This is a genomic window from Micromonospora sp. WMMB235, assembly GCF_001855515.1.
In the GTDB taxonomy this organism is placed as follows: domain Bacteria; phylum Actinomycetota; class Actinomycetes; order Mycobacteriales; family Micromonosporaceae; genus Micromonospora; species Micromonospora aurantiaca.
The window spans coordinates 3,141,555-3,162,273 of sequence record NZ_MDRX01000001.1 but is presented as its reverse complement, the minus strand read 5'-3'; the positions used below and the strand labels follow the sequence as shown (position 1 = coordinate 3,162,273).

Sequence of the window (20,719 nt, the reverse complement as noted above, 5' to 3'; positions counted from 1 at the left end):
CTCCGAAGGGGTCGCCCCTACGTTCAGTTCACCTCGGATCAACGGCACGTGTCGATGCCGGTGTCGGGATGACTGACAGGAGCTGCAGATGGAGGGATCGATGAGCGGCGCTCCACACCACGGTCTGGGCCGCTGGCTCGGCCCGTCCGGGAGCGAACTGTCTCGAGGCTTTCCCCGCCTGCGTACCGCCATGAGGGCTGCGTGGGTGGGTGATCGGCGGTCCGCTCCCAGCCGCCGTGGTGCGGCGGCGGGCTCGCCGATCCCCCGGCGAGCCCGCCGCTCATCGTCCCTGGTGGGGGTGGCGGCATGACGGTGTACGTCTCGCGTAACGCCATGGCCGGCCAGTCCCGGCTTCCCGAGCCGAGGTGGACGGCCTCGCCGGGACGGGTGTGGCCGGCTGATCTGCCGCTTCTCACCTTCGTGTGGCGTCGGCTGTTCGAGCAGCAAGCCCGCGAGGGCGGTCGCCGGTGACCGGGCCACAGCGCCGTCTCGCGGCGAACCGGCTCGCGCCAGCCGAGGTGGAACATCTGCCGATGCGCCCGCTGTGGCGGTGTCGCCGGTGCGGTCAGCCGTGGCCCTGCGGCGCGGCGAAGCTCGCGCTTCTGGCCGAGTACCGAGAAGTGCCGGTGAGCCTGTTCCTCTACCTGGCCGGCTGCCTGCACGACGCGATAGATGACCTGCACCGGCTGAACCCGAGCGTCACGGGCAGCGCCGCCGACATGTTCGACCGGTTCCTCGGCTGGCCCGCCCGCCACACCCACGCCTACCGCGTCAGTACCACCACGGCCGTCAGCATCGAGGAGGCCACCTCGTGAACGGTATCGGACTCATCGACTCCACCGGCCAGCCGGCGGTCGCTGGCAGCTTCCACACCCTGGTCGTGCAGCCGACGAGCTTCTGCAACCTAGACTGCACCTACTGCTACCTGCCCGACCGGAGATCCCTGCGTCTGATGAGCGGCGCGGTCGCGCAGGCTTGCGCCGAGTCGATCGCCCAGCAGAACAGCGGTCATCCGGTGAGTGTCGTGTGGCACGGGGGCGAACCCACCGCCACACCCATCGGGCTGTTCCGGGATCTGCTGGCCCCGTTCGAGGAGCTGCGGCGCGCGGGGCTGGTGTGTCACGAGATCCAGACGAACGCGACGCTGATCAACCGCCAGTGGTGCGAGCTGTTCACCACCTACGGGTTCGAGGTCGGGGTCAGCATCGACGGACCGGGCGCGTTGAACCGCAACCGCCTCGACCGGGCCGGCAACCCGACGGACGCCCGCACCCTGCGCGGCATGCACATGCTGGCCGGCACGGGGCTGAGGTACTCGGTGATCTGTGTGGTCACCCCGGAAACCATCGAACACGCGGACGCACTCGTCGACTTCTTCACCGGCCTGCCGGGCTGCGAGTCTGTGGGTTTCAACATCGAAGAGCAGGAGGGCGCCGACCGCGCACCGGTCGCGGAGGATGACGCGTACCGGTTCTGGCAGCAGCTCATCGCACGGCGCGTCGGCGGCAGCACGCTGCGGATCCGCGACGTGGACCGCCTGGCCGACTATATTGCCGCCACCCGCTCCGGCCACGTCGATCACGCGCCCTACGAGCCGATCCCGACCGTCTCCTGGGATGGGCAGGTGGTGCTGCTGTCACCGGAGCTGCTCGGCATCACCGAGCCGCGATACGGCGATTTCATTGCCGGCAACGTCCTCCAACAGCCGATCACCGCCATGCTTGCCGGCGCCGGCGACCTGGACTACGTCGCCGAGTTCCTTACGGCCCTCAACGACTGCGCCGACCACTGCGCCTTCTACGACTTCTGCCGGGGCGCGCAGGCCGGCAACCGCTACTTCGAGCACGCGACGTTCACCGCCCGAGAAACGACCTACTGCCGAACCACCCGACAGGCCCTCGTCCGCGCCGCCGCGGACCACCTCACCCCGCAAGGAGAAGCACCATGACCAAGGCCCTTGCAGTCCTCATCAACGCCGCACCCGAGCACCTCGCCCGCCTCGGCGTCGACCCGCAGCGGTCGGTAGCGTCGATCGACGCGGCGAAGTTCGACAACCGCCCCACCTGGGACAACAAGGGTAAGTTCGACAGCCGACCCGGCTGGGACAACTGGAACAAGAAGAAGTAGCCCTCCGCGACGGGACGCGCGGGGTGGCGTGCCCACCCCGCGCCCACACAGGTTGAGGACACATGCGCACCACCACGATCGGCGACCTGAAGATCCTGCTGCCGGACCTCGATCCGGACGACCTCGACACCACCACGGACCTCGCCGACGGCCTCACCGAGGCACTCGTCAACGGCGCGACGTGGCGCGCCGCGCACCTCGAGGACGCCAGTATCCGCAGCAGCCTGATCGCCGGCGCGGACCTGAGCGAGAGCACCTGGGAAGCCGGCAGCCTCTACGGCTGCGAGATCACCCGCACCGACTTCTCCGGAGCGACCCTGACCGGCATCACCGTCGAACGCTGCGCGATCACCGGCTCCCGGTTCACCGGCGCGAGACTCACTGACGTACGCCTCAAGGACGTCCTGTTCGACGGCTGCCGCTTCGACTACGCCAGCCTCCAGCGCGTCGCCGCCGCCGGCTCGGTCGCGTTCACCGACTGCACTCTCACGAACGGCGCGTGGTCTTCCTGCCGACTACCTCGCCTGGTGTTGCGGTCGTGTGACCTCGCCGGTCTGGAACTGGACTCCTGTCACCTCGACGGGACCGATCTGCGGGGCAGTCGCCTCCACGGTCTCAAGACGTCGCTGGACAACCTGCGCGGTGTCACGCTCGGCGAGGACCAACTTCCTGACCTCACCCAGCTGACCGTCGCCGCCCTCAACCTCGCCGTCCGCAAAGACTGATGACGAAGGCCATGGTCCGGCTACTCCGTACCAGGGCCTTTTCGTCGTGCCCGCTCTCCAGCGGCGGCGTGGCCGACCCCGGACCCATCGACGGCCGGACGGGACGGATCATATTCTGACCCGTCGAAGGAGGCCGTCGTGTCCGCCACCCGGAGCGTGCTCACCCCGGCCACGTCGGCCGGTCCAGCCGGCCTGCGGCCCCGCACCTGGACCGCGCTGATCGTCCTCGGACTCGTCGGGCAGATGGCCTGGACCATCGAGAACATCTACCTGAACCTGTTCGTGTACGACACGATCACCGACGATCCGAACGCGATCGCCACGATGGTCGCCGCCAGCGCCGTGACCGCCACTGTCGCCACCCTGCTGCTCGGCGCCCTCTCCGACCGGACCGGCCGGCGCAGGTCGTTCATCGCCGGCGGCTACCTGCTGTGGGGCGTCTCCACCGCCGCCTTCGGCTTCCTGACAGTGGGTTTCGTGGAGGACATCGCGCCCGTGGCGAACGTCGTGCTGGTCACGGCGATCGCGGTCATCACGCTGGACTGCCTGATGTCCTTCCTCGGCTCGGGGGCCAACGACGCGGCGTTCCAGGCGTGGGTCACCGACGTGACGGTGCCGGCGAACCGTGGCCGGGTCGAGTCGGTGCTCGCCATCATGCCGCTGGTCTCGATGCTGGTGATCTTCGGCGGGTTCGACGGGCTGGCCCGCGCCGGGAACTGGCAACTGTTCTTCGTGATCATCGGCGTGATCATGGCGGTGGCCGGGGTGCTGGCCTGGTTCCTGGTCGAGGACAGCCCGTCAGTCGTCCGGCACGAGGGCGGCTACCTGCGGGCTGTCGTCCATGGTCTGCGCCCGGCCGCCATGCGGGCCAACCCGGGGCTCTACCTCGCTTTGGCGGCCTGGTCCGTCTGGGGGATCTCCACGCAGGTGTTCCTGCCGTATCTGATCATCTACCTGCAGCGGTACCTGAGAATCGAGGGGTACGCCGTCGTCCTGGCCGTCGTCCTCGTCACGGCGTCGGCGGTGAGCGTGGTCAGCGGGCGGCTCATCGACCGCGTCGGCAAGGTGCGTTTCCTGCTGCCGGCGGTAGTGGTCTACGGCACCGGCCTGGCGCTCATGTTCCTCGCCCGCGGCATGGTTCCCGTGATCGCCGCCGGGATCGTGATGATGTCGGGCTTCATGCTCGTCCTCGCCCCGATCGGCGCCCTCGTCCGCGACTACTCACCACCGGGCCGGGCCGGCCATGTCCAAGGGCTGCGGATGGTCTTCGCCATCCTCATTCCGATGCTCGTCGGCCCGTACCTCGGCGCCGCCGTGATCACCGGCGCCGACGAGGTGTACGAGGATCTCGGCGTGGTGAAGCAGGTCCCGACGCCGGGCATCTTCCTCATGGCACTGGCCGTGCTGGTCCTCATCGCGGTGCCGGCCGTGGCCCTGCGGCGGCGGGAGCAGGGGGCCCCGGCATGACGCTGCTGACCCCGTGGGGTGCCACGCTCGACGCGGAGCGTGTCCTGCCCGAGTATCCCCGTCCCCAGTTCGCCCGGGACAGCTGTCTCAACCTCAACGGCCGGTGGGAGTACGCGATCACCGGTTCCCCCGCCGAGCCCGAACGCTACGACGGCCAGATCCTCGTGCCGTTCTCGCCGGAGTCCGCGCTCTCCGGCGTCGGGCGGCAGCTCCAGCCGGGCGAGACGCTCTGGTACTGCCGTCCGCTGACCCTCCCGGCGGGCTTCCACGCCGCCGGCTCGCGCCTGTTGCTGCACTTCGGCGCGGTCGACCAGACCTGCCGGGTCTACCTGAACGACGTCCCGGTCGGCGGCCACACCGGCGGGTATCTGCCGTTCACCTGCGACATCACCGACGCGCTCCGCGAGGACGCCAACGTCCTGGTCGTGGCGGTCCAGGACGACAGCGACACCGGCCACCACTCCCGGGGCAAGCAGCGGCTGCGCCGTGGCGGCATCTGGTACACCGCCCAGTCCGGGATCTGGCAGACGGTGTGGGCCGAGAGCGTGCCCGCCGTACACCTGCGGCACCTCACCCTGACGCCGCTCCTCGACGAGCGGTGCGTCGAGGTGACGGCGCACGCGACGGCGGATGCCGGCGACGCCGGCATCCGGATCCTGGCCGACGGGATCGCGGTGGCCGAGGCCACCGCGCCGGTCGGCGTGGCGGTGCGCATCCCGATCCCCGAGGTACGGCAGTGGAGCCCGGAGGATCCGTTCCTCTACGACGTGACCGTCGAGCTGGGCGCGGATCGGGTCCGCAGCTATTTCGGCATGCGCTCGTTCGGTGTCGGACCGGACGGGGACGGCGTGCCCCGCCTGCTGCTCAACGGCCGGCCGTACTTCCACGCCGGGATCCTCGACCAGGGCTACTGGTCGGACGGCATGTACACGGCGCCCTCCGACGAGGCGATGATCGCCGACATCGCCACGATGAAGCGGCTCGGGTTCACCATGCTGCGCAAGCACATCAAGATCGAGCCGCTGCGCTGGTATTACCACTGCGACCGGCTGGGGATGCTGGTCTGGCAGGACATGGTCAACGGCGGCAGCGGTTACCACCCGCTGGTCGTCACCGCGCCGGCGGTGACGCCGCTGCGGCTGCCCGACCGGGGCCCGTGGCGGCGCTGGTTCGGCCGCGCCGACGCCGGGGGACGGGCCCGGTTCCGGACCGAGATGCGCGACACCGTCGAGCACCTGCGCAACGTGGTGAGCCTCGCCGTGTGGGTGCCCTTCAACGAGGGCTGGGGGCAGTTCGACGCGGCCCGGATCGCCCGCGACGTCGCCGAACTCGACCCCACCCGTACTGTCGACCACGCCAGCGGATGGCACGACCAGCGCGGGGGCGACCTGCGCAGCCTGCACGTCTACTTCCGCCGCTTCCGGGTGCCGCGGCGACGCGGTGACCGCCGGGTGCTGGTGCTGTCCGAGTACGGCGGCTACAACCTGCGCGTCGACGGGCACGCGTTCAGCCGCAAGGATTTCGGCTACCGGCGGTGCCGGAGCGCCGAGGAACTGGCGGAGGCGTTCACGCGGCTGCACACCGAGCAGATCGTGCCCGCGATCCGGGCTGGTCTGAGCGCGACCGTCTACACCCAGCTGTCCGACGTGGAGGACGAGCTCAACGGCCTGCTCACGTACGACCGGCGCGTGGTCAAGCTTCCCGAGGAAGTGGTGCGGCAGGTCAACGCACAGCTGCGTCACCAGCGGTTCTGAGCTTCCTCCGCCCAGCCGACCAGGCCGTCCAGAGCCACCCGTTCGCCGTCGTCCGCCTGGGCCCAGCCGGAGAAGTGCCCGAAGCACTGGTGGGTCTCGCTGGCCACGACGCCGAGGTTGGTGCGCGAGATCTTCTCGTGGAACGGGTGGAACTCCACCTCGACCCGATCACCGCTGATCCGCCACGGCCGCAGCCAGTCGTGGCGGTCGTAGCTCCAGTGCAGTTCGGCGCCGAGCTTGTGCAGCCGGCCGCCGACGAACAGCGCGTTCTCGGTCGAGCCGGTGCCGTCGGTCCACTTGCCGCCGAGTTGGATCGACACGTCCGGTCCGCTGCCCGCCGCCCAGTTCCACGTGATCGCGTACGGCCATTTGCCCCGGCCGTGGTCGAGCACGGCGAACGAGTCCCGTTCGGGCACGACGTGCGTCGTGCCGTTCACCCGCAGCGAGCCCCGCACCGGGCGGCCGACGTCCTTGACCGTGTACTGGAACCGGCGGGTGCTCCACGGGACCACGACGCCGAGCGACTCGTGGCCGGGCGGGAGCGGCACCACGAGGTCGATCTCGATGCCCGGTGCGGTGGCACGGATCGTGCTGCCCTCGGTGGTCTGGTCGATGTCGATCGACAGGCTGCCCCCGCGCGCGTACACGGTGCCCACGCCGCTGACCGGCGGCAGCACGGCGCCACGGGCGAAGGGGACCACGACGTCCTTGCCGGTCTCGACCTTCGTGGCGCGGTCGAGCACGTAGACGCCGTGCACCCCGGCGTAGTCCAGCGACGACGCGACGAGGCCGACGATGTGGGTGGGCGTCACGATCCCCCAGTACTCCCACCGCTTGGCCCTTCCCCAGCCGCGCAGGTTCGCCTGGTGCAGCGGCCGGCGGGTCCAGCCGACCGCGGCGGGGTTGAGCCGCCCGTCCGGCATGCACAGGTCGACCGGCTCGACGATCTCCTTCTCGTGCGTCATCAGGGGAGCGTAGCGACACTCGCCGGCGGTGATCCGGGTCCCGCCGGGTGGGCGCCCCGACCTGGTGTACGGCACCGGGCCGGGGCCTTCGCCGTACCTCAGTAGTCGATGTTGATGGCGGCGACCTGGCGGCTGCCGTTGGAGACGATGGCCGGGCCGGCGAAGCGGGAACCGGTGTACGTCAGCGCCGTCTTGTGGCCGGGACTGTTGAACCACGCCTCGATCATCTGCTCGGGCGTGGCGGTGCCGGACGACGCGAACAGCACCTCGTGCCCGCAGTGCTTCAGCCCGCTGCCGGCGTTCAGGTTCTGCCGTACGCAGGCCTCCGCGTCGCGGTGCTGCGCCGCGCCGAGCTTGACCTCGGTCAGCCCGAGCGCGCGACGCCGCTCGTTGAGCAGCACCAGCAGCCGCCGTTCCGCGGCGGATACACCCGTCGACGTGCCGGCCGACCGGGACGGCGACGGAGTCGGCTTCGGGGACGGCTTCACCGACCTGGCGGGACTCGGGCGCGCCGTGGTGGGGGACGGTTTCACCGTGGTCGCTGAAGGCTCCACCGCAGTCGGGGAGGGTGTGGGCGCCGGTGCGGCGGTCGCGGCCGAGGGCTGCGCGGCTGCCGCGCTCGCCGGCTGCCGGCCCGGCTCCTCCGGGTAGTTGGCGAGGACGAGCCCGCCCCCGCCGAGCACGGCGACGGCGGCGACGACGCCGATCAGGGTCTTGGACAGGGAGAGCGTCGACCGAGCCCCGGCGGTCACGATCTGCGTGCCGGCCGGGACGACGTGCGACGGCGAGGCGACGGTGCGCAGGTGGTGCGTGACGTCCGAGGCGAGCCCGGCCGGGATCGGGGTGAGCGCCAGGCCGGCCAGCAGCCGCTCGGCGGGGACCAGGTCGTTCGTCGCGTCCGGGCAGTGCGGGCAGTCCCGGATGTGGCGGGCGAACCGCTTGCGCCACACCGGCGCGGGCCGGCGGTCCCAGCCGCCGGCCGTGTCGGCCAGGCCGGCGCAACCGGGCCGGGCGGTGAGGGCCCGTACGACCAGCCGGGCGGTGTCCAGCTGCGCCTTCATCCGGGAGACGCGCACTGTCACGTGGTGCGGGGCCAGCTTCAGGGCGTCGACCAGGTCGGCGCGGCTGAGGTGACCGGCCTCGACCAGCCACCACAGCGACAGCAGGTGGCGGTGGTCGTCGTCCAGCCAGCGCGTGGCCAGGACGACCTCCCGGCGCTGGTCGGCGAGGCGGAGCTGGGTCAGGGTCAGGTCCTCGAAGTCCGCGCGCGGGTCGATCACGTTGTCGATGTCCTCCGGCGGCGCCGGTGTGGTGTGCCGGCGCTGCGTGTGGGTGCGGATTTCGTTCATGGTGACCGCGACGAGCCACGAGCGGAAAAGCTGCGGCTCGCGTACGCCCGGCAGCCCGCGGACCACGCTCAGCATCGTGTTCTGCACCACGTCGTCGACGTCCGCCGACCGGTTCAGGGCCCGGCCCACGATGTTGTAGACCAGCGGCAGACAGTGCGAGACCAGCTCGTCCACCGCCGCCCGGTCGCCGCGGCGTGCCGCGTCCACCACCGTCGACATCTCGGCCCTGCCCGGGTACGCGTGAGAGGACACGCTCACAACCTCGCCTTCACGGAACGATCTCGTACACGGTGGAGACTGTCCGGTAGGCGGTCAGGTCACACAAATGTGTGCGGTGTCGGTGGGAGGCGTTACCTTCTCCGCCATGCCATTGATCACAGTCACCGACGAGGTCGTCGGTGCTCCGAGCGGGCCCACGTGGACCATCGAGGTCTTCGAGGAGGAGGTACGCCTCGACGAGCTGATCCGGCGGCGGGTGACCCTCGAGATCGCCGAGTCCGGTGTGGACGTCGACGCGGGGGAGCGTACCCGTCTGACGCTCGACGCGTTCCGCCGCAACGCCTTCGTGGTGCTCGTCGACGACCGCCAGGTGACCGACCTGGGCGAGAAGGTCCACCTGCACGCCGGATCCCGGGTCACCTTCCTCAAACTCGTCCCACTGGTGGGTGGCTGAGTGGACACGCAGGACGTGCAGGCGGCACTGCGCGAGGTGGTCGACGCCGCCAGTGGCTGGCGCGAGAGCGACGACCAGGCCTTCAACGAGCATCACCTGCGGCACTTCCTCGACGGTGTGGTGGCCGTGTTCGGCTGGGCGCCGGCCGGCTCGGTTCCGGCGCTGCTCGCCGCGCTCAACGACACGCGCCGGTCCGGTGATCCCGCTCCGCCGCAGGAGGAGCTGCTGTCGGAAGCCGTGCGGAATGCCGAGTCGGTTGCCGCCGCCGTGACCGACCTGGCCGGCGACGACGCGGATCATGACCGCCGTGCCGCCGCCGCGCTGACAATGGTCGGCCACCTGCCAGGGCGGCCGCACCAGGACGTGAGCGTGTGGGACCGGGCCCGGGGCGAGGCGTGGCGCCGGACGGAAGAACTTCTGGCCGCGCAACCGGCGCCGGTGCGCCAGGTGGTCTTCGACGCGCTGACGGTGCCGGGGGAGAGCGGTGACAAGCAGACCAGACTGATCCGTGTCGTGCGCTCCGGCGGCGGCCTCGACGGCTCGGCCTGGCTCGGCCGGCTGGGCACTCAGGCCTGGCTGGGATTCAATTACTGGAGTTGGCACCTCAATCGGTTCACCTGGGAGGCCATCCAGGCGGAGGCGTCGGCCGGGCGGGTGAACCCGGCGGCGCTGGCGACCTGGCGCCGGACCCGGCTCGAACGTTCGCTGAGCGACATCAGCGACGAGGCCGAACGGATGTGGCCGATCCCCAACGTCGGTGAGCAGTGGGCCGACCGCGCGATCGCGGACGTCGAGGCGATGCCGGCGGATCGCCGGTCCGCGTGGGAGGCGCTGCTGGCGCACTGTCCGGTCGAGGTGGACAAGGCGAAGCCGACGGCCGCTTGGCGCAAGCAGGCCCGGTCGCTGCTCGACGCGGTGGGCGTCGACGATTTCACCGCCCGGCTCGACGACTGGCTCCCGCTCGTCGGGCAGGCGCGCAGCCTGCCGCTGCGCATGACCGCGTGCTGCCCCGGCCACATCAAGGACATGCCACCACGGATGATCGACCGCTACAACGTCGGGCTGCTGTGGGGACTGATCTGGATGCGGACGATGTGCCAGCCGTCCGAGCAGGCACTGCGCAGCCTCGGCCAGATCGCGGAACGGGCCGCCCGCAAGATCTCCGGCCACGGCCCGGCGAGCCCGAAACTGGCGAACGTCGCTGTGGCGGCGCTCGTCGACACCGATCACCCCGCCGCCCTCGCACAACTGGCCCGGCTGTCCTCGCGGCTGACCTACAAGAGCACCCTGCGCCTGGTGGAGAAGGGGCTGACCCGGCACGCCGAGGCGCGCGGTGTCAGCCGGGAGGACGTCGAGGAGATGGCCCTGCCCGGCTTCGGGCTGCCGCTCGCGGACAAGCTGGGCGACTGCTCGTACGAGCTGGAGGTGCGCGGTGTCGACGCCGTAGTGGTGTGGCGCAACGCGGACGGCAAGGTGGTCAAGACGCCTCCGGCCCAGGTGCGCAGGGACCACGGCGACGAGGTGAAGGAGCTGAAGGCGACTGTCGCCGACGTCGCCGCGACGCTCGTCGCCACCCGCGACCGGCTGGAAGGCCTGCTGCGACGCGACCGTTCGTGGACCGTCGAGCAGTGGCGCGAGCGGTTCCTGGACCATCCGCTGGCCCGTACGCTGGCCCGGCGTCTCATCTGGACCGTCGACGGCGTGGCCTGCTGCTGGGCCGGTGAGGCGCTGCGAACAGTGGACGACACCGTGGTCGAGCCGGCCGACGAGGCGACGGTCCGGTTGTGGCATCCGGTGCTCGACCCCGACGCGGTGGGGCCGTGGCGGGACTTCCTGACCCGGCACGGGATCACCCAGCCGTTCAAGCAGGCGCACCGGGAGCAGTACCTGCTCACCGACGCGGAGCGGGCCACGGGCATGTACTCCAACCGGTTCGCCGCGCACATCGTGCGCCAGCACCGGCTCAACGCGCTGCTGTCCCGGCGCGGCTGGTCGTACGTCCAGCACCGCAACGACGGGGCCTCGTACGACCTGCCCTGGCTGGCCCTCCCGGACTGGGGGCTGCGCGCCGAACTGGGTGTCGCCGGGATCGAGGACCGGGGCGACGACCTCGTGTTCGACACGATGGGGACCGACCAGCTGTTCTTCATCCGGGGAGAGCGCCTGCCGCTTCCGCTGGCGGAGGTGCCGCCGGTCGTGCTGAGCGAGGTGATGCGCGACGTCGACCTGTTCGTGGCCGCGGCCGGGGTGGGCGCCGACCCGAACTGGTACGACGGTGGGCCGCAGGGCCGGTATCGCGACTACTGGGCGCAGAGCAGCTTCGGCGAGCTGACCCCGACCGGCCGGACGCGCCGGGACGTGCTGGCGGAGCTGATCCCCCGGCTGGCCATCGCCGACCGGTGCACGCTCACCGACAGGTTCCTTGAGGTACGCGGCGACCTGCACACGTACCGCATCCACTGCGGCTCCGGGAACATCCTGATCGCACCGGACGAGCGGTACCTGTGCATCATCCCGGACTCGGCGAAGGCGAAGGAGCCGGAGATGTACCTGCCCTTCGAGGGTGACAGCCGGCTCGCCGAGATCATCAGCAAGGCGTTGCTGCTGGCCGCCGACAAGAAGATCAAGGATCCGGTGATCCTGCGCCAACTGTGAGACGGCCGGCGGGCGCCTGGCCCGACGTCAGCCCGGCGCCCGCTTCGGCAGCAGCAGCTCCTCGTGGTCGAGTTCGCGTTCCAGCACGCGTAGTTCCTCGTCCGGCAGCCGCCCGGAGTCGCGCCACCGCAGCAACTCCTCGCGCTGCGCTTCGAGGACTGTCCTGCGGACCCGCAGCGCCGTCTCGTACTCCGGTGAGGTGGGCAGCTCCGACGATCCGCTCTGCTGGAGCAGGTCGAGCCGCCCTCGGTAGCGGGCCAGCCGGGTCTGCAACTGTACCCGCGTGGTGTTGACGGCGACCCTGCTGTCGGGCTCCTCGGCGGCGACGAGGTCGAGGCGGGCCAGCGCGGCCTCCACCGCGGCCGAGCGGGCCTCGTTGCGTACCCGGGCCTGGTCGGCCTCGTTGGCGCGCAGGCCGAGCATGCGCACGAGCGGCGCGAACGTCAGGCCCTGCCCGACCAGCGTCACCAGGACGACCACGAAGGTGCAGAACAGCAGCAGGTCACGATCGGGGAAGGGATCTCCGCTACGGGTGGTCAGCGGCAGCGTGAAGATCGCGGCCAGGCTGATCACGCCCCGCGTACCGGACCAGCTCAGGGCCACCACCTCGCGGGAGGTCAGCCCGCGGGCGTTGCGGTCGACGCCACCGAGCCGGCGTGCGGCATCAGGGTCGTCGGTGTCGTCCTGTTCGGCGACGCCACCGAGCCGGGTGTGCAGCGACCGGGGGAGCCACTGGGTCAGGATCAGCCAGGCCGGGCGCAGAAGCAGCACCACGCCGACCGACACGGCGACGGCGATGACGATTGTCGACGTCTCGTACTGGCGCAGGCCCCGCATGACGGCGGGGAGCTGCTGGCCGATCAGCAGGAAGACGAAGCCTTCGAGGAGGAAGTCGACGAGCCGCCACACGGCGTTGGTCTGGAGGCGGGCGGCCCCGGAGCCGAACTGCGGCGTCTGGTGGCCGACGATCAGGCCGGCGACCACCACTGCCAGTACGCCGGAGACGTGCAGCGCCTCGCCGAGCAGGTACGCCACGAACGGCGTCGCGAGCGAGATCGCGTTCGACAGCAGCGGGTCCGCGGTGAGCGGCCGGACCAGCCGTTTCGCCCGTGCGACGACCACGCCCACCGCGATGCCGCCGGCCGCCGCCAGCACGAACTGCCCGATCGCGGCGGGGAACGAGAACGTGCCGCCCACGGCGGCGGCCACAGCGACGCTGAGCATGGTCAGCGCGGTGGCGTCGTTCAGCAGCCCTTCGCCCTGGATGATCGTGACCATCTTCGGCGGCAGGTTGACCCGGCGGCCCACGGCCAGGGCGGCGACCGGGTCGGGCGGCGCGATCGCGGCACCGACGGCGATGCCTGCCGCCAGCGTCGCGCCGGCCACGAACAGGTGGAACCCGATGCCCACGAGCAGTCCGGTGAGGAGCACCAGCACCACGGAGAGGCTGACCACGATCCGCAGGTTGCGGCGGATGTCCAGCAGGGAGGAGTCCAGCGCGGCGCTGTAGAGCAGCGGCGGCAGCACGACCATGAGCACGAGGTCGGGGTCGAGGCTGACGTTGGGGCCGGGGAGCAGCGCGTACGCGATGCCGATGAGTGGCAGCAGCGCGGCTGCCGGCAGGCCGGTCCGGGAGGCCACCCACCGCACGGCGATGACGACCGCGACGGCGGCGAGCACGAACAGCAGTGTCGAATGGGTGCTCACCTCGACCGACAGTACCCGCGTCGAGATCATCATGCGATGCGGACGGTGCCGTCAACCGAGGGTTGACGGTCGCGGATCGTCAACCTATGGTTGACGCATGGAGGAGACCGAACCGCTCAAGATGACCCAGCCGGTACGACTCGACGACCTCATCGACGGCATCAAGAAGGCGCACACCGACGCGCTCGATCAGCTGGCCGGCGCCGTTCTCGTCGCCGACCACCTGGGCGACGTGGCCGACCACCTGATCGGGCACTTCGTCGACCAGGCGCGCCGCTCCGGCGCCTCGTGGACGGAGATCGGCCGCAGCATGGGCGTGACGAAGCAGGCCGCCCAGAAGCGTTCCGCTGCCAAGGCGGAGACCGCCGCCGCGCTCGACCCGAACTCCGGGTTCGGCCGGTTCACCCCGCGCGCCCGCAACGTGGTGCTGGCCTCGCAGGAGGAGGCGCGGGCCGCGGGCAACGCCGAGATCACCCCGGGGCACGTCGCGCTCGGACTGCTCGCCGAGCCGGAAGGGCTGGCCGCCGCGGCGATCGTGGCTCGGGGCGTACCCCTGGAACGGCTGCGGGAGGTCGTCACCGCGACGCTGCCGGCGAAGGCCGACCCGGTCCCGGACCTGATCCCCTACGACGCACGGGCCAAGAAGGTCCTGGAGCTGACCTTCCGGGAGGCGCTGCGGATGGGGCACAACTACATCGGTACGGAGCACATCCTGCTCGCCCTGCTGGAGGAGGAGGGCGACGACGGCGTGCTGCGCGGCCTCGGCCTGGAGAAGTCCGCGCTGGAGTCGGCGTTCGAGGCGGCGCTCGCCGAGATCACCCGGAAAGGGGCCTGACACCGCGCCGGGCACGCGTCACGGGGGCGCGTGCCCGGCGTCCGGGTGTCAGTCTGCGGTGGGGAAGCCGTACCGGGCGGCGTGCTCCGGGTCGGCGGGGTCGACCTGGCGGATGCCGGCGTCGGCCAGCCGCTTGTTCACCTCGTCGAGGTGCTCCCGGACCAGCCGGGCCTCCTCCTCGGTGACCCGGCCGCGGTGCGGGCGCCCGGCGTGCTCGATGGTGCCGTAGTCGATCTTCTCGGTGGCGCGGCGGGCCTTCGGCGGCTTGACCCGCTCGGCGGTACGCAGCAGCTGCGCCATCGGCACGTCGGTCGCCATCGCGTCGAACTCGCTGGCGGTCAGCACCACCCGGCGCGGCTCACCGTGGCCGTGCCGGTCGTGGATCTCCACCACCGCGACGTCGAGCGCCGCGTCGTCGATGCTCTCCACCTCGACCGCGGTGGCGTCCAGCTGCACGGGGCCGGCGACCAGGTCCGGGTGCTCCAGGACGACGACCTTGACCACCTCGTCGTCGGGGCTGAGCACCTGACCGGTGAAGTCGGAGACGTGGATCGTCTTCTTGCCCATGCGCGGAGCTTCTCCTGTCGTAGGCCGGAAATCGGACCACAAGACGCTACCGCACAGGTGTGCGAAGGCCGGTACGCCCGCCCGGCCGGTGTGTCGCCGCCCGCCCTCTCAGAGGGGCGTGAGGCCACGCCAGGCGGCGGTGCCGGCCGGCTGCGCGTTCAGCTCGGCCCAGGAGAGCGCCCGGTCGCGGGCCTCGCGGTACGCCGGCTGCGCCGGGAACCGTCCGGCGTCTGCGGCGGCCCGCCAGCCGCGCTCCGCGTCCTGCTGGAATCGGTCATTCGGTTCGTGAGGCATGACCACTACCGTCCCAGAGAAACTTGTCCATGTATGGAAATGAATATGACGCAGGGGCGATGCCTTCGGTTCCGCGAAGCGCCCGGGGTTCCTGCGGCCGGTGGCGGAACCAGGAATCGGCGCCCGTCGCTGGCGTGCCGACCCTCTACCCGCGTGCCGCGCGTCTCAACCGCGCCGCGATCGGCGAATTCCGCAGGCACGGGCGCGGCGTCCCGGCGTACCATGATCACGTGCTCGACCGGCGGGTCTTCCTTCATCTGGCGACCTGGTTGGGGCAGTGGCCGGCGGGCCCCGGGCTGCACGTGGTCCGGTCCTACCGCCGCGCCCGCCCGGCCTGGGACGGGCGGCTGCGCCCGGCCGTCGCGGTGACAGCGGGCGGCAGCACCGTCCTCTCGGTGGCCGCCGACCGGGTCGAGGCGGTACGGACGCTGGTGCGGGACCGGCCGCTCGGGGAGTGGCTGCCCGACCTGCCGGGCGCGGTCGGCATGCCGGAGTTCATCGCGCACACCTCGGTCTTCCGGTGGTGCACCGACCCGGCGCCACTGCCCGAGGTGGGGGAGTGGGTGCCGCCCACGCTGGCCGGGTTGCCGCCGTGGCTGCGGCTGTTCGACCGGGAGGTGCTCGTGGTCCGGGGCGCCGACGGCGCGTACCGGGCCGGCGTGGGGATCAAGCGGCACGACGCGTACGGCCACGAGCTGGCGGTGGGCACGGTGCCGACGGCGCGCGGGCGCGGCCTGGCCCGGCGCCTGGTCGCGCAGGCGGCCCGCCGGGTGCTCGACGAGGGGGTAATTCCCACCTACCTGCACGACCCGGGCAACGCGGCGTCCGGCCGGGTGGCCGAGGCGGCCGGGTTCCCGGATCGCGGCCTCACCGCGTTCGGCGTCTTCCCCCGCTGAGCCGGCCCGGATCCCCGGCCTGGCGCGGACCGTGGATCCCGGGCCGGATCCACGGTCCGCTGCTCTCCCCCAGGCCCCGACATCGGTAACGCTATGTGTTAGTGCTGGTGGTCAACAAGGGGTGTGCCACTGTCCGGTTACGGACTCTCACCTGCGCAATCGCTGGCAGGCGCGGCGGCGAAGTCAGTGACGCAGCGTGTGGATCAGTGCGAGCGCCTGACGGGTGACCGGCCGCAGCACGCGCAGCCGGGACAGCCCCACCAGCCGGTCCACGAGCGGCACCACGCCGTCGATGAGCTGCCGGGTCTTGACCTGCCCCTCCGAGCGGTCGTGCACCCAGTAGAGCACCACCCCCATGTAGCCGAGCCAGAGCAGCTCGGGCAGCGCCTCGCGCAGCTCGTCGTCGAGTTTGACGGTGGACCCGGTCAGCGCTTCGCGGAACAGCGCGATCGACATGTCCCGGGGCGCCGACGACTCGGCGGAGAACGGGCTGAGCGGCGAGGTCGGCTCGGCCGCCGTCTTGAAGAAGGCGCCCGCGAACGCGTGGTACGGGCTCAGCACGTCGACGCCCGCGTGCAGCACCCCGGCCAGTCGCGGGCCGAAGTCCCGCTCCCGGGCGAGCACCGGCGCGGCCGCCTCCCGGTGCTCGCGCTGGGTGCCCGCGTAGAACTCCTGGACCAGGTGCTCCTTGGAGCCGAAGTAGTAGTAGGCGTTGCCCACCGCCACGCCTGCCTCCTGGGCGACCGCGCGCATCGTCGTCCGCGCGTATCCGCGCTCGCGGAACAGCCGCATCGCCGTGTCCAGGATCAGCTGACGGGTCTGCTCACCCCGGGCCGTCGACCCCTGTCCACCCGCAGCGGTCGTCGGCGCACTCTGCTCGGTCATCGTCGTCACCGTATCCCGGTTCCCGGATCCGTTCGCGGACCGCTGAGGCCGCCGCCACCACCCGCCGGGCCAGCGGCAGCAGGTGCGGCCGGGCCAGCCGCTCGGCCGTACCGCGATGCTCGGCGAGCGCCCAGAGACAGGCGAACCAGGCGCCGTCGCCGCGGTAGACGGCGCCGGTGTCGGCCACCACCGTCAGGTCGCGCAGTGTGGCGTCGTGGTCCAGGCCGGGGAAGCGCCGCCGGGCCTCGGCGGACCCGGCCGGCACGAACTCCAGCGGTACGAGCTGGGCGCGCGAGGCGAGCCACCGCCGGGCGGCCCGGCACATCGGGCAGTCCGCGTCGAACAGGACGGTGAACCCGCGGATCCCACCGGCCCCGTGCCCGGTGGGATCCTGCCGGCGCCCGCGCGGGGCGGACGTCACCGGGCCGGCGGGTTCGGACCCGCCGGTACCGGTCCGCCCTGCGGCGGGAGCATTCCGACCGGCGGCAGCGGCGGGTGGGTGGCCTGCTGCCGCAGGCGGCCGCGGCGGTAGCGGCCGAGCGCGAAGACGTTGAAGAAGTGCAGCGCGCCGAGCACCAGCAGGACCAGCCCCACCTTCAGCGAGAGCTGCTCCAGCGCCTGGCTGGCGTCGCCGACTGGACCGGACTCCTTCATCGCCACCGTGACGTAGCCGAGGTTGAGCAGGTAGAAGCCGACCACCAGCAGGCTGTTGACCGCCTCGGCCAGCCGGCTGTCGGCGAACACGTCCTGCAGGAACACCAGCCCGTTGCGGGACAGCGCCCGCGCCACCCAGATGGTGAGGCCGATGCTCACCGTCAGGTAGGCCAGGTACATCCAGACCTTCACGTCCATCCCCGTCGCCTCTCTTGAACGTGTTCAAATCTCGGACACCGTGAGCGTACGGCAGAATTTGAACGCGTTCAAGAGAGCGGCCCGCCGCCCTTCAGGGCAGCGGGCCGGGTGGGGCGCGTGGGTCAGGCGGTCAGGCCGAGCGCGTCGGCGGCGGCACGGCCGTTGGCGTGACTGGCGCCGTGGGTGGCGACGAACGCGCGCGCGCCCGCCGGCCGCCACGCGCCCGGCCAGCCCATCTCGACCACAGTCACCTGATGCGTGGCGGCCAGCGCCTCGACCAGCTCGCGCGCGCCGGGCAGCCGGTGCAGGTGCCGGCCGACCAGCACGACCGGCCGGTCCCCGGCGAGTCGCCGCAACTGGTCCGGGTCGGTGTCGCCCGCCACCGCGCGGGCCTGCTCGACCCCGGCGGCCAGGTGCGGGCCGAGCCCCCAGGGCACCCGCCCCTCGGCGATGGTGGAGGTGGCGTGCACCTGCACCACGAGCGGCGCGGTGTCGCGGGTGAGGTCGCCCTCGACGCGTACCGCCCGCAGCGCGGCGGCGTAGCCGAGGCCGTCGGCGGCCGGCGGCGGGGCGTCGGCGGGGCCGGTGGCGGCGGCGAGCGCGGCGGTCCGGCCGGCGGCCTCCTCGACCCGCTCCCGAGCCAGCCGGCCGTCGGTGATCGCCGCGACGATCTCGGCGGCGACCGACTCGACCAGCTCGGCGTCCACCCGGGCGCCGATGCACAGCAGGTCCGCGCCGGCGGCCAGGGCCCGCACCGCGCCCGCACCGACCCCGCCGGCGGCGAGCACGGCACCCTTCATCTCCAGCGCGTCGGTGATGATCGCGCCGGTGAAGCCGTACTCGACGCGCAGCAGGTCGTGCAGGACCGCGCGGCTGAACGTGGCCGGGCCGTCGCCGGTCAGCGCCGGCACCCGGATGTGCGCGGTCATCACCGCGCGGACGCCCGCATCGACGACGGCGGCGAACGGCGGCAGGTCGCGTTCCCGCAGGACCGCCGGGGGCACGTCGACTGTGGGCAGCTCGTGGTGGGAGTCGGCGACGGTGGCGCCGTGCCCGGGGAAGTGCTTGGCGCAGGCGGCCACGCCGGTCGACTGGAGACCGGCGACGGCGGCGGCCGAGTGGACAGCGACCCGCTTCGGGTCCGCCCCGAACGAGCGGGTGCCGATCACCGGGTTCTCGTCGGCGGTGTTCACGTCGACGGTGGGGGCGAGGTCGACTGTGATACCGAGCGCTGCCAGCTCCGCGCCGATCGCCGCGTACACCTGGCGGGTGAGGTCGGGGTCGTCCACCGCGCCGAGCGCGGCGTTGCCCGGGTACGGGCTGCCGGTGGCGTGCGCCAGCCGGGTGACGTCGCCGCCCTCCTCGTCGATCGCCACGATCACGTCGGGGCGGCCGGCGCGCAGCGCTGCCGTGGACGCCGCCACCTGGGCCGGGTCGTGGATGTTGGTGCCGAACAGGGTGTGCCCGGCGAGCCCGTCGGCGAGCAGGTCGACCGCCCAGTCCGGCGGGACCGGTCCCGGGTACGCGGCCAGCAGCGTGCCCAGCGCGAGCCGGCGCAGTCCTGGATCCAGACCCACGAGTATCCCCTTTCCCTGCCGGGTCGTCCGACCTCTGCGGATGGGGGTGGCCGATACGCTAACGGGCACCCCTCGGCAGGCGTTTTGTGATTAGAAAACTTTACTGAAAATTGAGGACGTTGGCATGAGTGCGACCCGGCTGCCCGGCACCCCCCGACTCCTGCGGGCGCTCAACGATCGTGCGGCCCTGGAGCTGCTGCTCGAACGCGGCCCGCTGACCCGGGCCCGGATCGGTGAACTGACCGGGCTGTCCAAGGTCACCGCGTCCCAGCTCGTCGAGCGGCTGGAAGAGCGCGGCCTGGTCGCCCGGGTCGGCGAGCAGGCCGGCGGGCGGGGCCCGAACGCGCAGCTCTACGCCGTCCGGCCGAGCAGCGCGTACGTGGTGGGCGTGGAGGTGGGCGCGGAGCGGGTGGTGGCGGCCTGCGCCGACATCACCGGTACGGTGGCCGGCCGGGTCGAGCAGTCCACGAAGGACACCGACGACCCGGTCGGCGTGGTGCACAACGCCGTGGTCCAGGCGGCGAGCAGCGCCGGGGCGGAGCTGTCCGCCGTCCGGCGCGTCGTGCTCGGCACCCCCGGCCTGGTCGACCCGCAGACCGGCGACATCACGTTCGCGTTCAACCTGCCGCGCTGGCACAGCGGCCTGCTCGCCGCGCTGCGCGAGGACCTGGACACCCCGGTCGTGTTCGAGAACGACGTGAACCTCGCGGCGGTGGCCGAGGCGCAGTCCGGCGCGGCCCGTGGCACCGCCGACTTCGTGCTGGTCTGGGTGGACGCGGGCGTCGGCCTGGCCATCATGCTGGGCGGCCGGCTGCACCACGGCAGCAGCGGCGCGGCCGGCGAGATCGGCTACCTGCCGGTGCCCGGCGCGCCCATCCCGCGCGACGTGTCCAAGCGGGCCAAGCCGGCGTTCCAGCAGCTCGTCGGCGCCGACGCGGTGCGCGCGGTGGCCGCCGAGCACGGTTTCGCCAGCCCGGAGGCGGCGGAGCAGGGCGTCGCGGCGGCCCGGGCCGCCGAGGTGGTACGCGCGGCCATCGCCGCCGGCACCGCCGGTGGTCCGATGCTCGACGAGCTGGCCCGGCGGCTGGCGCTCGGTGTGGCGAGCACCTGCGTGGTGCTGGACCCGCCGCTCGTGGTGCTCGCCGGGGCGGTCGGGCAGGCGGGCGGGGCGGCGCTGGCCGAGCGCGTGCAACACGAGGTCGCCGCGATCACGCTGGTCCGGCCCCGGGTGGTGACCACCGGGCTGACCGAGGAGCCGATCCTGCGCGGCGCGCTGCGTACCGCGCTGGACGCCGTACGCGACGAGGTGTTCGGCTCGACGGTCGGCTGACCGCGTCGTGCACCCTGGCGCCATGTGAAGGAATCCTTCATCATGGCGTCAGGGTTCGCAA

General features: G+C 72.1%; 21 protein-coding genes. 12 read left to right on the top strand and 9 right to left on the bottom strand.

Annotated features, from left to right (window positions below):
* Positions 1 to 306 precede the first annotated feature (306 nt).
* The 7 genes from amcA (BFV98_RS32260) (at position 307) to BFV98_RS13205 (ending at position 6,073) form a co-directional block, all read left to right on the top strand.
* Positions 307 to 471, top strand: coding sequence for a multiple cyclophane-containing RiPP AmcA (gene amcA, locus BFV98_RS32260; RefSeq protein WP_013284417.1), 165 nt, complete (start codon positions 307 to 309; stop codon positions 469 to 471).
* Positions 468 to 815, top strand: coding sequence for a hypothetical protein (locus BFV98_RS13230; RefSeq protein WP_013284418.1), 348 nt, complete (start codon positions 468 to 470; stop codon positions 813 to 815). The genes amcA (BFV98_RS32260) and BFV98_RS13230 overlap by 4 nt, the downstream gene beginning before the upstream one ends.
* The gene (gene amcB, locus BFV98_RS13225) at positions 812 to 1,948 is read left to right on the top strand and encodes a cyclophane-forming radical SAM peptide maturase AmcB (protein ID WP_013284419.1); all 1,137 of its coding nucleotides are present in this window, start codon (positions 812 to 814) and stop codon (positions 1,946 to 1,948) included. Before BFV98_RS13230 ends, amcB begins: the two co-directional genes overlap by 4 nt.
* Positions 1,945 to 2,127, top strand: a complete 183-nt coding sequence (amcA, locus tag BFV98_RS13220) for a multiple cyclophane-containing RiPP AmcA (protein ID WP_013284420.1) — start codon at positions 1,945 to 1,947, stop codon at positions 2,125 to 2,127. Before amcB ends, amcA (BFV98_RS13220) begins: the two co-directional genes overlap by 4 nt.
* A gap of 62 nt (positions 2,128 to 2,189) precedes the next feature.
* Positions 2,190 to 2,852: a pentapeptide repeat-containing protein gene (locus BFV98_RS13215; protein ID WP_071096482.1), complete on the top strand. Its 663-nt coding sequence runs from the start codon at positions 2,190 to 2,192 to the stop codon at positions 2,850 to 2,852.
* Between the two features lie 138 nt (positions 2,853 to 2,990).
* Positions 2,991 to 4,319, top strand: a complete 1,329-nt coding sequence (locus BFV98_RS13210; RefSeq protein WP_071096480.1) for an MFS transporter — start codon at positions 2,991 to 2,993, stop codon at positions 4,317 to 4,319.
* The gene (locus tag BFV98_RS13205) at positions 4,316 to 6,073 is read left to right on the top strand and encodes a glycoside hydrolase family 2 protein (RefSeq protein WP_071096479.1); all 1,758 of its coding nucleotides are present in this window, start codon (positions 4,316 to 4,318) and stop codon (positions 6,071 to 6,073) included. The genes BFV98_RS13210 and BFV98_RS13205 overlap by 4 nt, the downstream gene beginning before the upstream one ends.
* On the opposite strand, the gene BFV98_RS13200 is transcribed toward BFV98_RS13205, so the two are convergent.
* Positions 6,058 to 7,038, bottom strand: a complete 981-nt coding sequence (locus BFV98_RS13200) for a DUF2804 domain-containing protein (protein WP_071096477.1) — start codon at positions 7,036 to 7,038, stop codon at positions 6,058 to 6,060. The two genes, BFV98_RS13205 and BFV98_RS13200, sit on opposite strands and share 16 nt — an antisense overlap.
* Before the next feature lie 98 nt (positions 7,039 to 7,136).
* Positions 7,137 to 8,639: a sigma-70 family RNA polymerase sigma factor gene (locus tag BFV98_RS32995; RefSeq protein WP_304441953.1), complete on the bottom strand. Its 1,503-nt coding sequence runs from the start codon at positions 8,637 to 8,639 to the stop codon at positions 7,137 to 7,139.
* Between the two features lie 112 nt (positions 8,640 to 8,751).
* Here BFV98_RS32995 and BFV98_RS13190 point away from each other — a divergent pair, with 112 nt between their 5' ends.
* Together BFV98_RS13190 and BFV98_RS13185 are read left to right on the top strand one after the other, a co-directional pair.
* On the top strand, positions 8,752 to 9,060 hold the full coding sequence (locus tag BFV98_RS13190; protein WP_255368095.1) for a hypothetical protein: 309 nt from the start codon (positions 8,752 to 8,754) through the stop codon (positions 9,058 to 9,060).
* A complete protein-coding gene (locus BFV98_RS13185) occupies positions 9,061 to 11,715 on the top strand; it encodes a DUF4132 domain-containing protein (RefSeq protein WP_255368094.1) in 2,655 nt (884 codons plus the stop codon). It abuts the gene before it with no gap.
* A gap of 27 nt (positions 11,716 to 11,742) precedes the next feature.
* Here BFV98_RS13185 and BFV98_RS13180 read toward each other — a convergent pair whose 3' ends face one another.
* A complete protein-coding gene (locus BFV98_RS13180) occupies positions 11,743 to 13,455 on the bottom strand; it encodes a Na+/H+ antiporter (RefSeq protein WP_071096471.1) in 1,713 nt (570 codons plus the stop codon).
* Positions 13,456 to 13,519: 64 nt separating this feature from the next.
* Between BFV98_RS13180 and BFV98_RS13175 the strand changes: the two genes are divergently transcribed.
* Entirely contained in the window at positions 13,520 to 14,257 is a 738-nt protein-coding gene (locus BFV98_RS13175) for a Clp protease N-terminal domain-containing protein (RefSeq protein ID WP_013284429.1), read from the top strand.
* A gap of 48 nt (positions 14,258 to 14,305) precedes the next feature.
* Here the strand turns inward: BFV98_RS13175 and BFV98_RS13170 are convergent, their stop codons facing one another.
* Positions 14,306 to 14,824, bottom strand: coding sequence for a hypothetical protein (locus BFV98_RS13170; RefSeq protein WP_013474282.1), 519 nt, complete (start codon positions 14,822 to 14,824; stop codon positions 14,306 to 14,308).
* Between the two features lie 108 nt (positions 14,825 to 14,932).
* A complete protein-coding gene (locus tag BFV98_RS13165; RefSeq protein ID WP_013284431.1) occupies positions 14,933 to 15,118 on the bottom strand; it encodes a hypothetical protein in 186 nt (61 codons plus the stop codon).
* A gap of 230 nt (positions 15,119 to 15,348) precedes the next feature.
* On the opposite strand from BFV98_RS13165, the gene BFV98_RS13160 reads away from it, so the two are divergent.
* Complete coding sequence (locus tag BFV98_RS13160) at positions 15,349 to 16,014, top strand: GNAT family N-acetyltransferase (protein WP_176921692.1); 666 nt, start codon at positions 15,349 to 15,351, stop codon at positions 16,012 to 16,014.
* Between the two features lie 183 nt (positions 16,015 to 16,197).
* Here BFV98_RS13160 and BFV98_RS13155 read toward each other — a convergent pair whose 3' ends face one another.
* The 4 genes from BFV98_RS13155 to BFV98_RS13140 form a co-directional block, all read right to left on the bottom strand.
* A complete protein-coding gene (locus BFV98_RS13155; RefSeq protein WP_013284433.1) occupies positions 16,198 to 16,899 on the bottom strand; it encodes a TetR family transcriptional regulator in 702 nt (233 codons plus the stop codon).
* A complete protein-coding gene (locus BFV98_RS13150; protein ID WP_030270169.1) occupies positions 16,838 to 17,320 on the bottom strand; it encodes a thiol-disulfide oxidoreductase DCC family protein in 483 nt (160 codons plus the stop codon). Before BFV98_RS13150 ends, BFV98_RS13155 begins: the two co-directional genes overlap by 62 nt.
* Positions 17,317 to 17,751, bottom strand: coding sequence for a hypothetical protein (locus BFV98_RS13145; protein WP_013284435.1), 435 nt, complete (start codon positions 17,749 to 17,751; stop codon positions 17,317 to 17,319). Before BFV98_RS13145 ends, BFV98_RS13150 begins: the two co-directional genes overlap by 4 nt.
* A gap of 122 nt (positions 17,752 to 17,873) precedes the next feature.
* Positions 17,874 to 19,328, bottom strand: a complete 1,455-nt coding sequence (locus BFV98_RS13140) for a glycoside hydrolase family 3 protein (RefSeq protein WP_013284436.1) — start codon at positions 19,326 to 19,328, stop codon at positions 17,874 to 17,876.
* A gap of 124 nt (positions 19,329 to 19,452) precedes the next feature.
* Here BFV98_RS13140 and BFV98_RS13135 point away from each other — a divergent pair, with 124 nt between their 5' ends.
* Positions 19,453 to 20,658, top strand: coding sequence for an ROK family transcriptional regulator (locus BFV98_RS13135; RefSeq protein ID WP_013284437.1), 1,206 nt, complete (start codon positions 19,453 to 19,455; stop codon positions 20,656 to 20,658).
* The last annotated feature ends 61 nt before the right edge of the window (positions 20,659 to 20,719 follow it).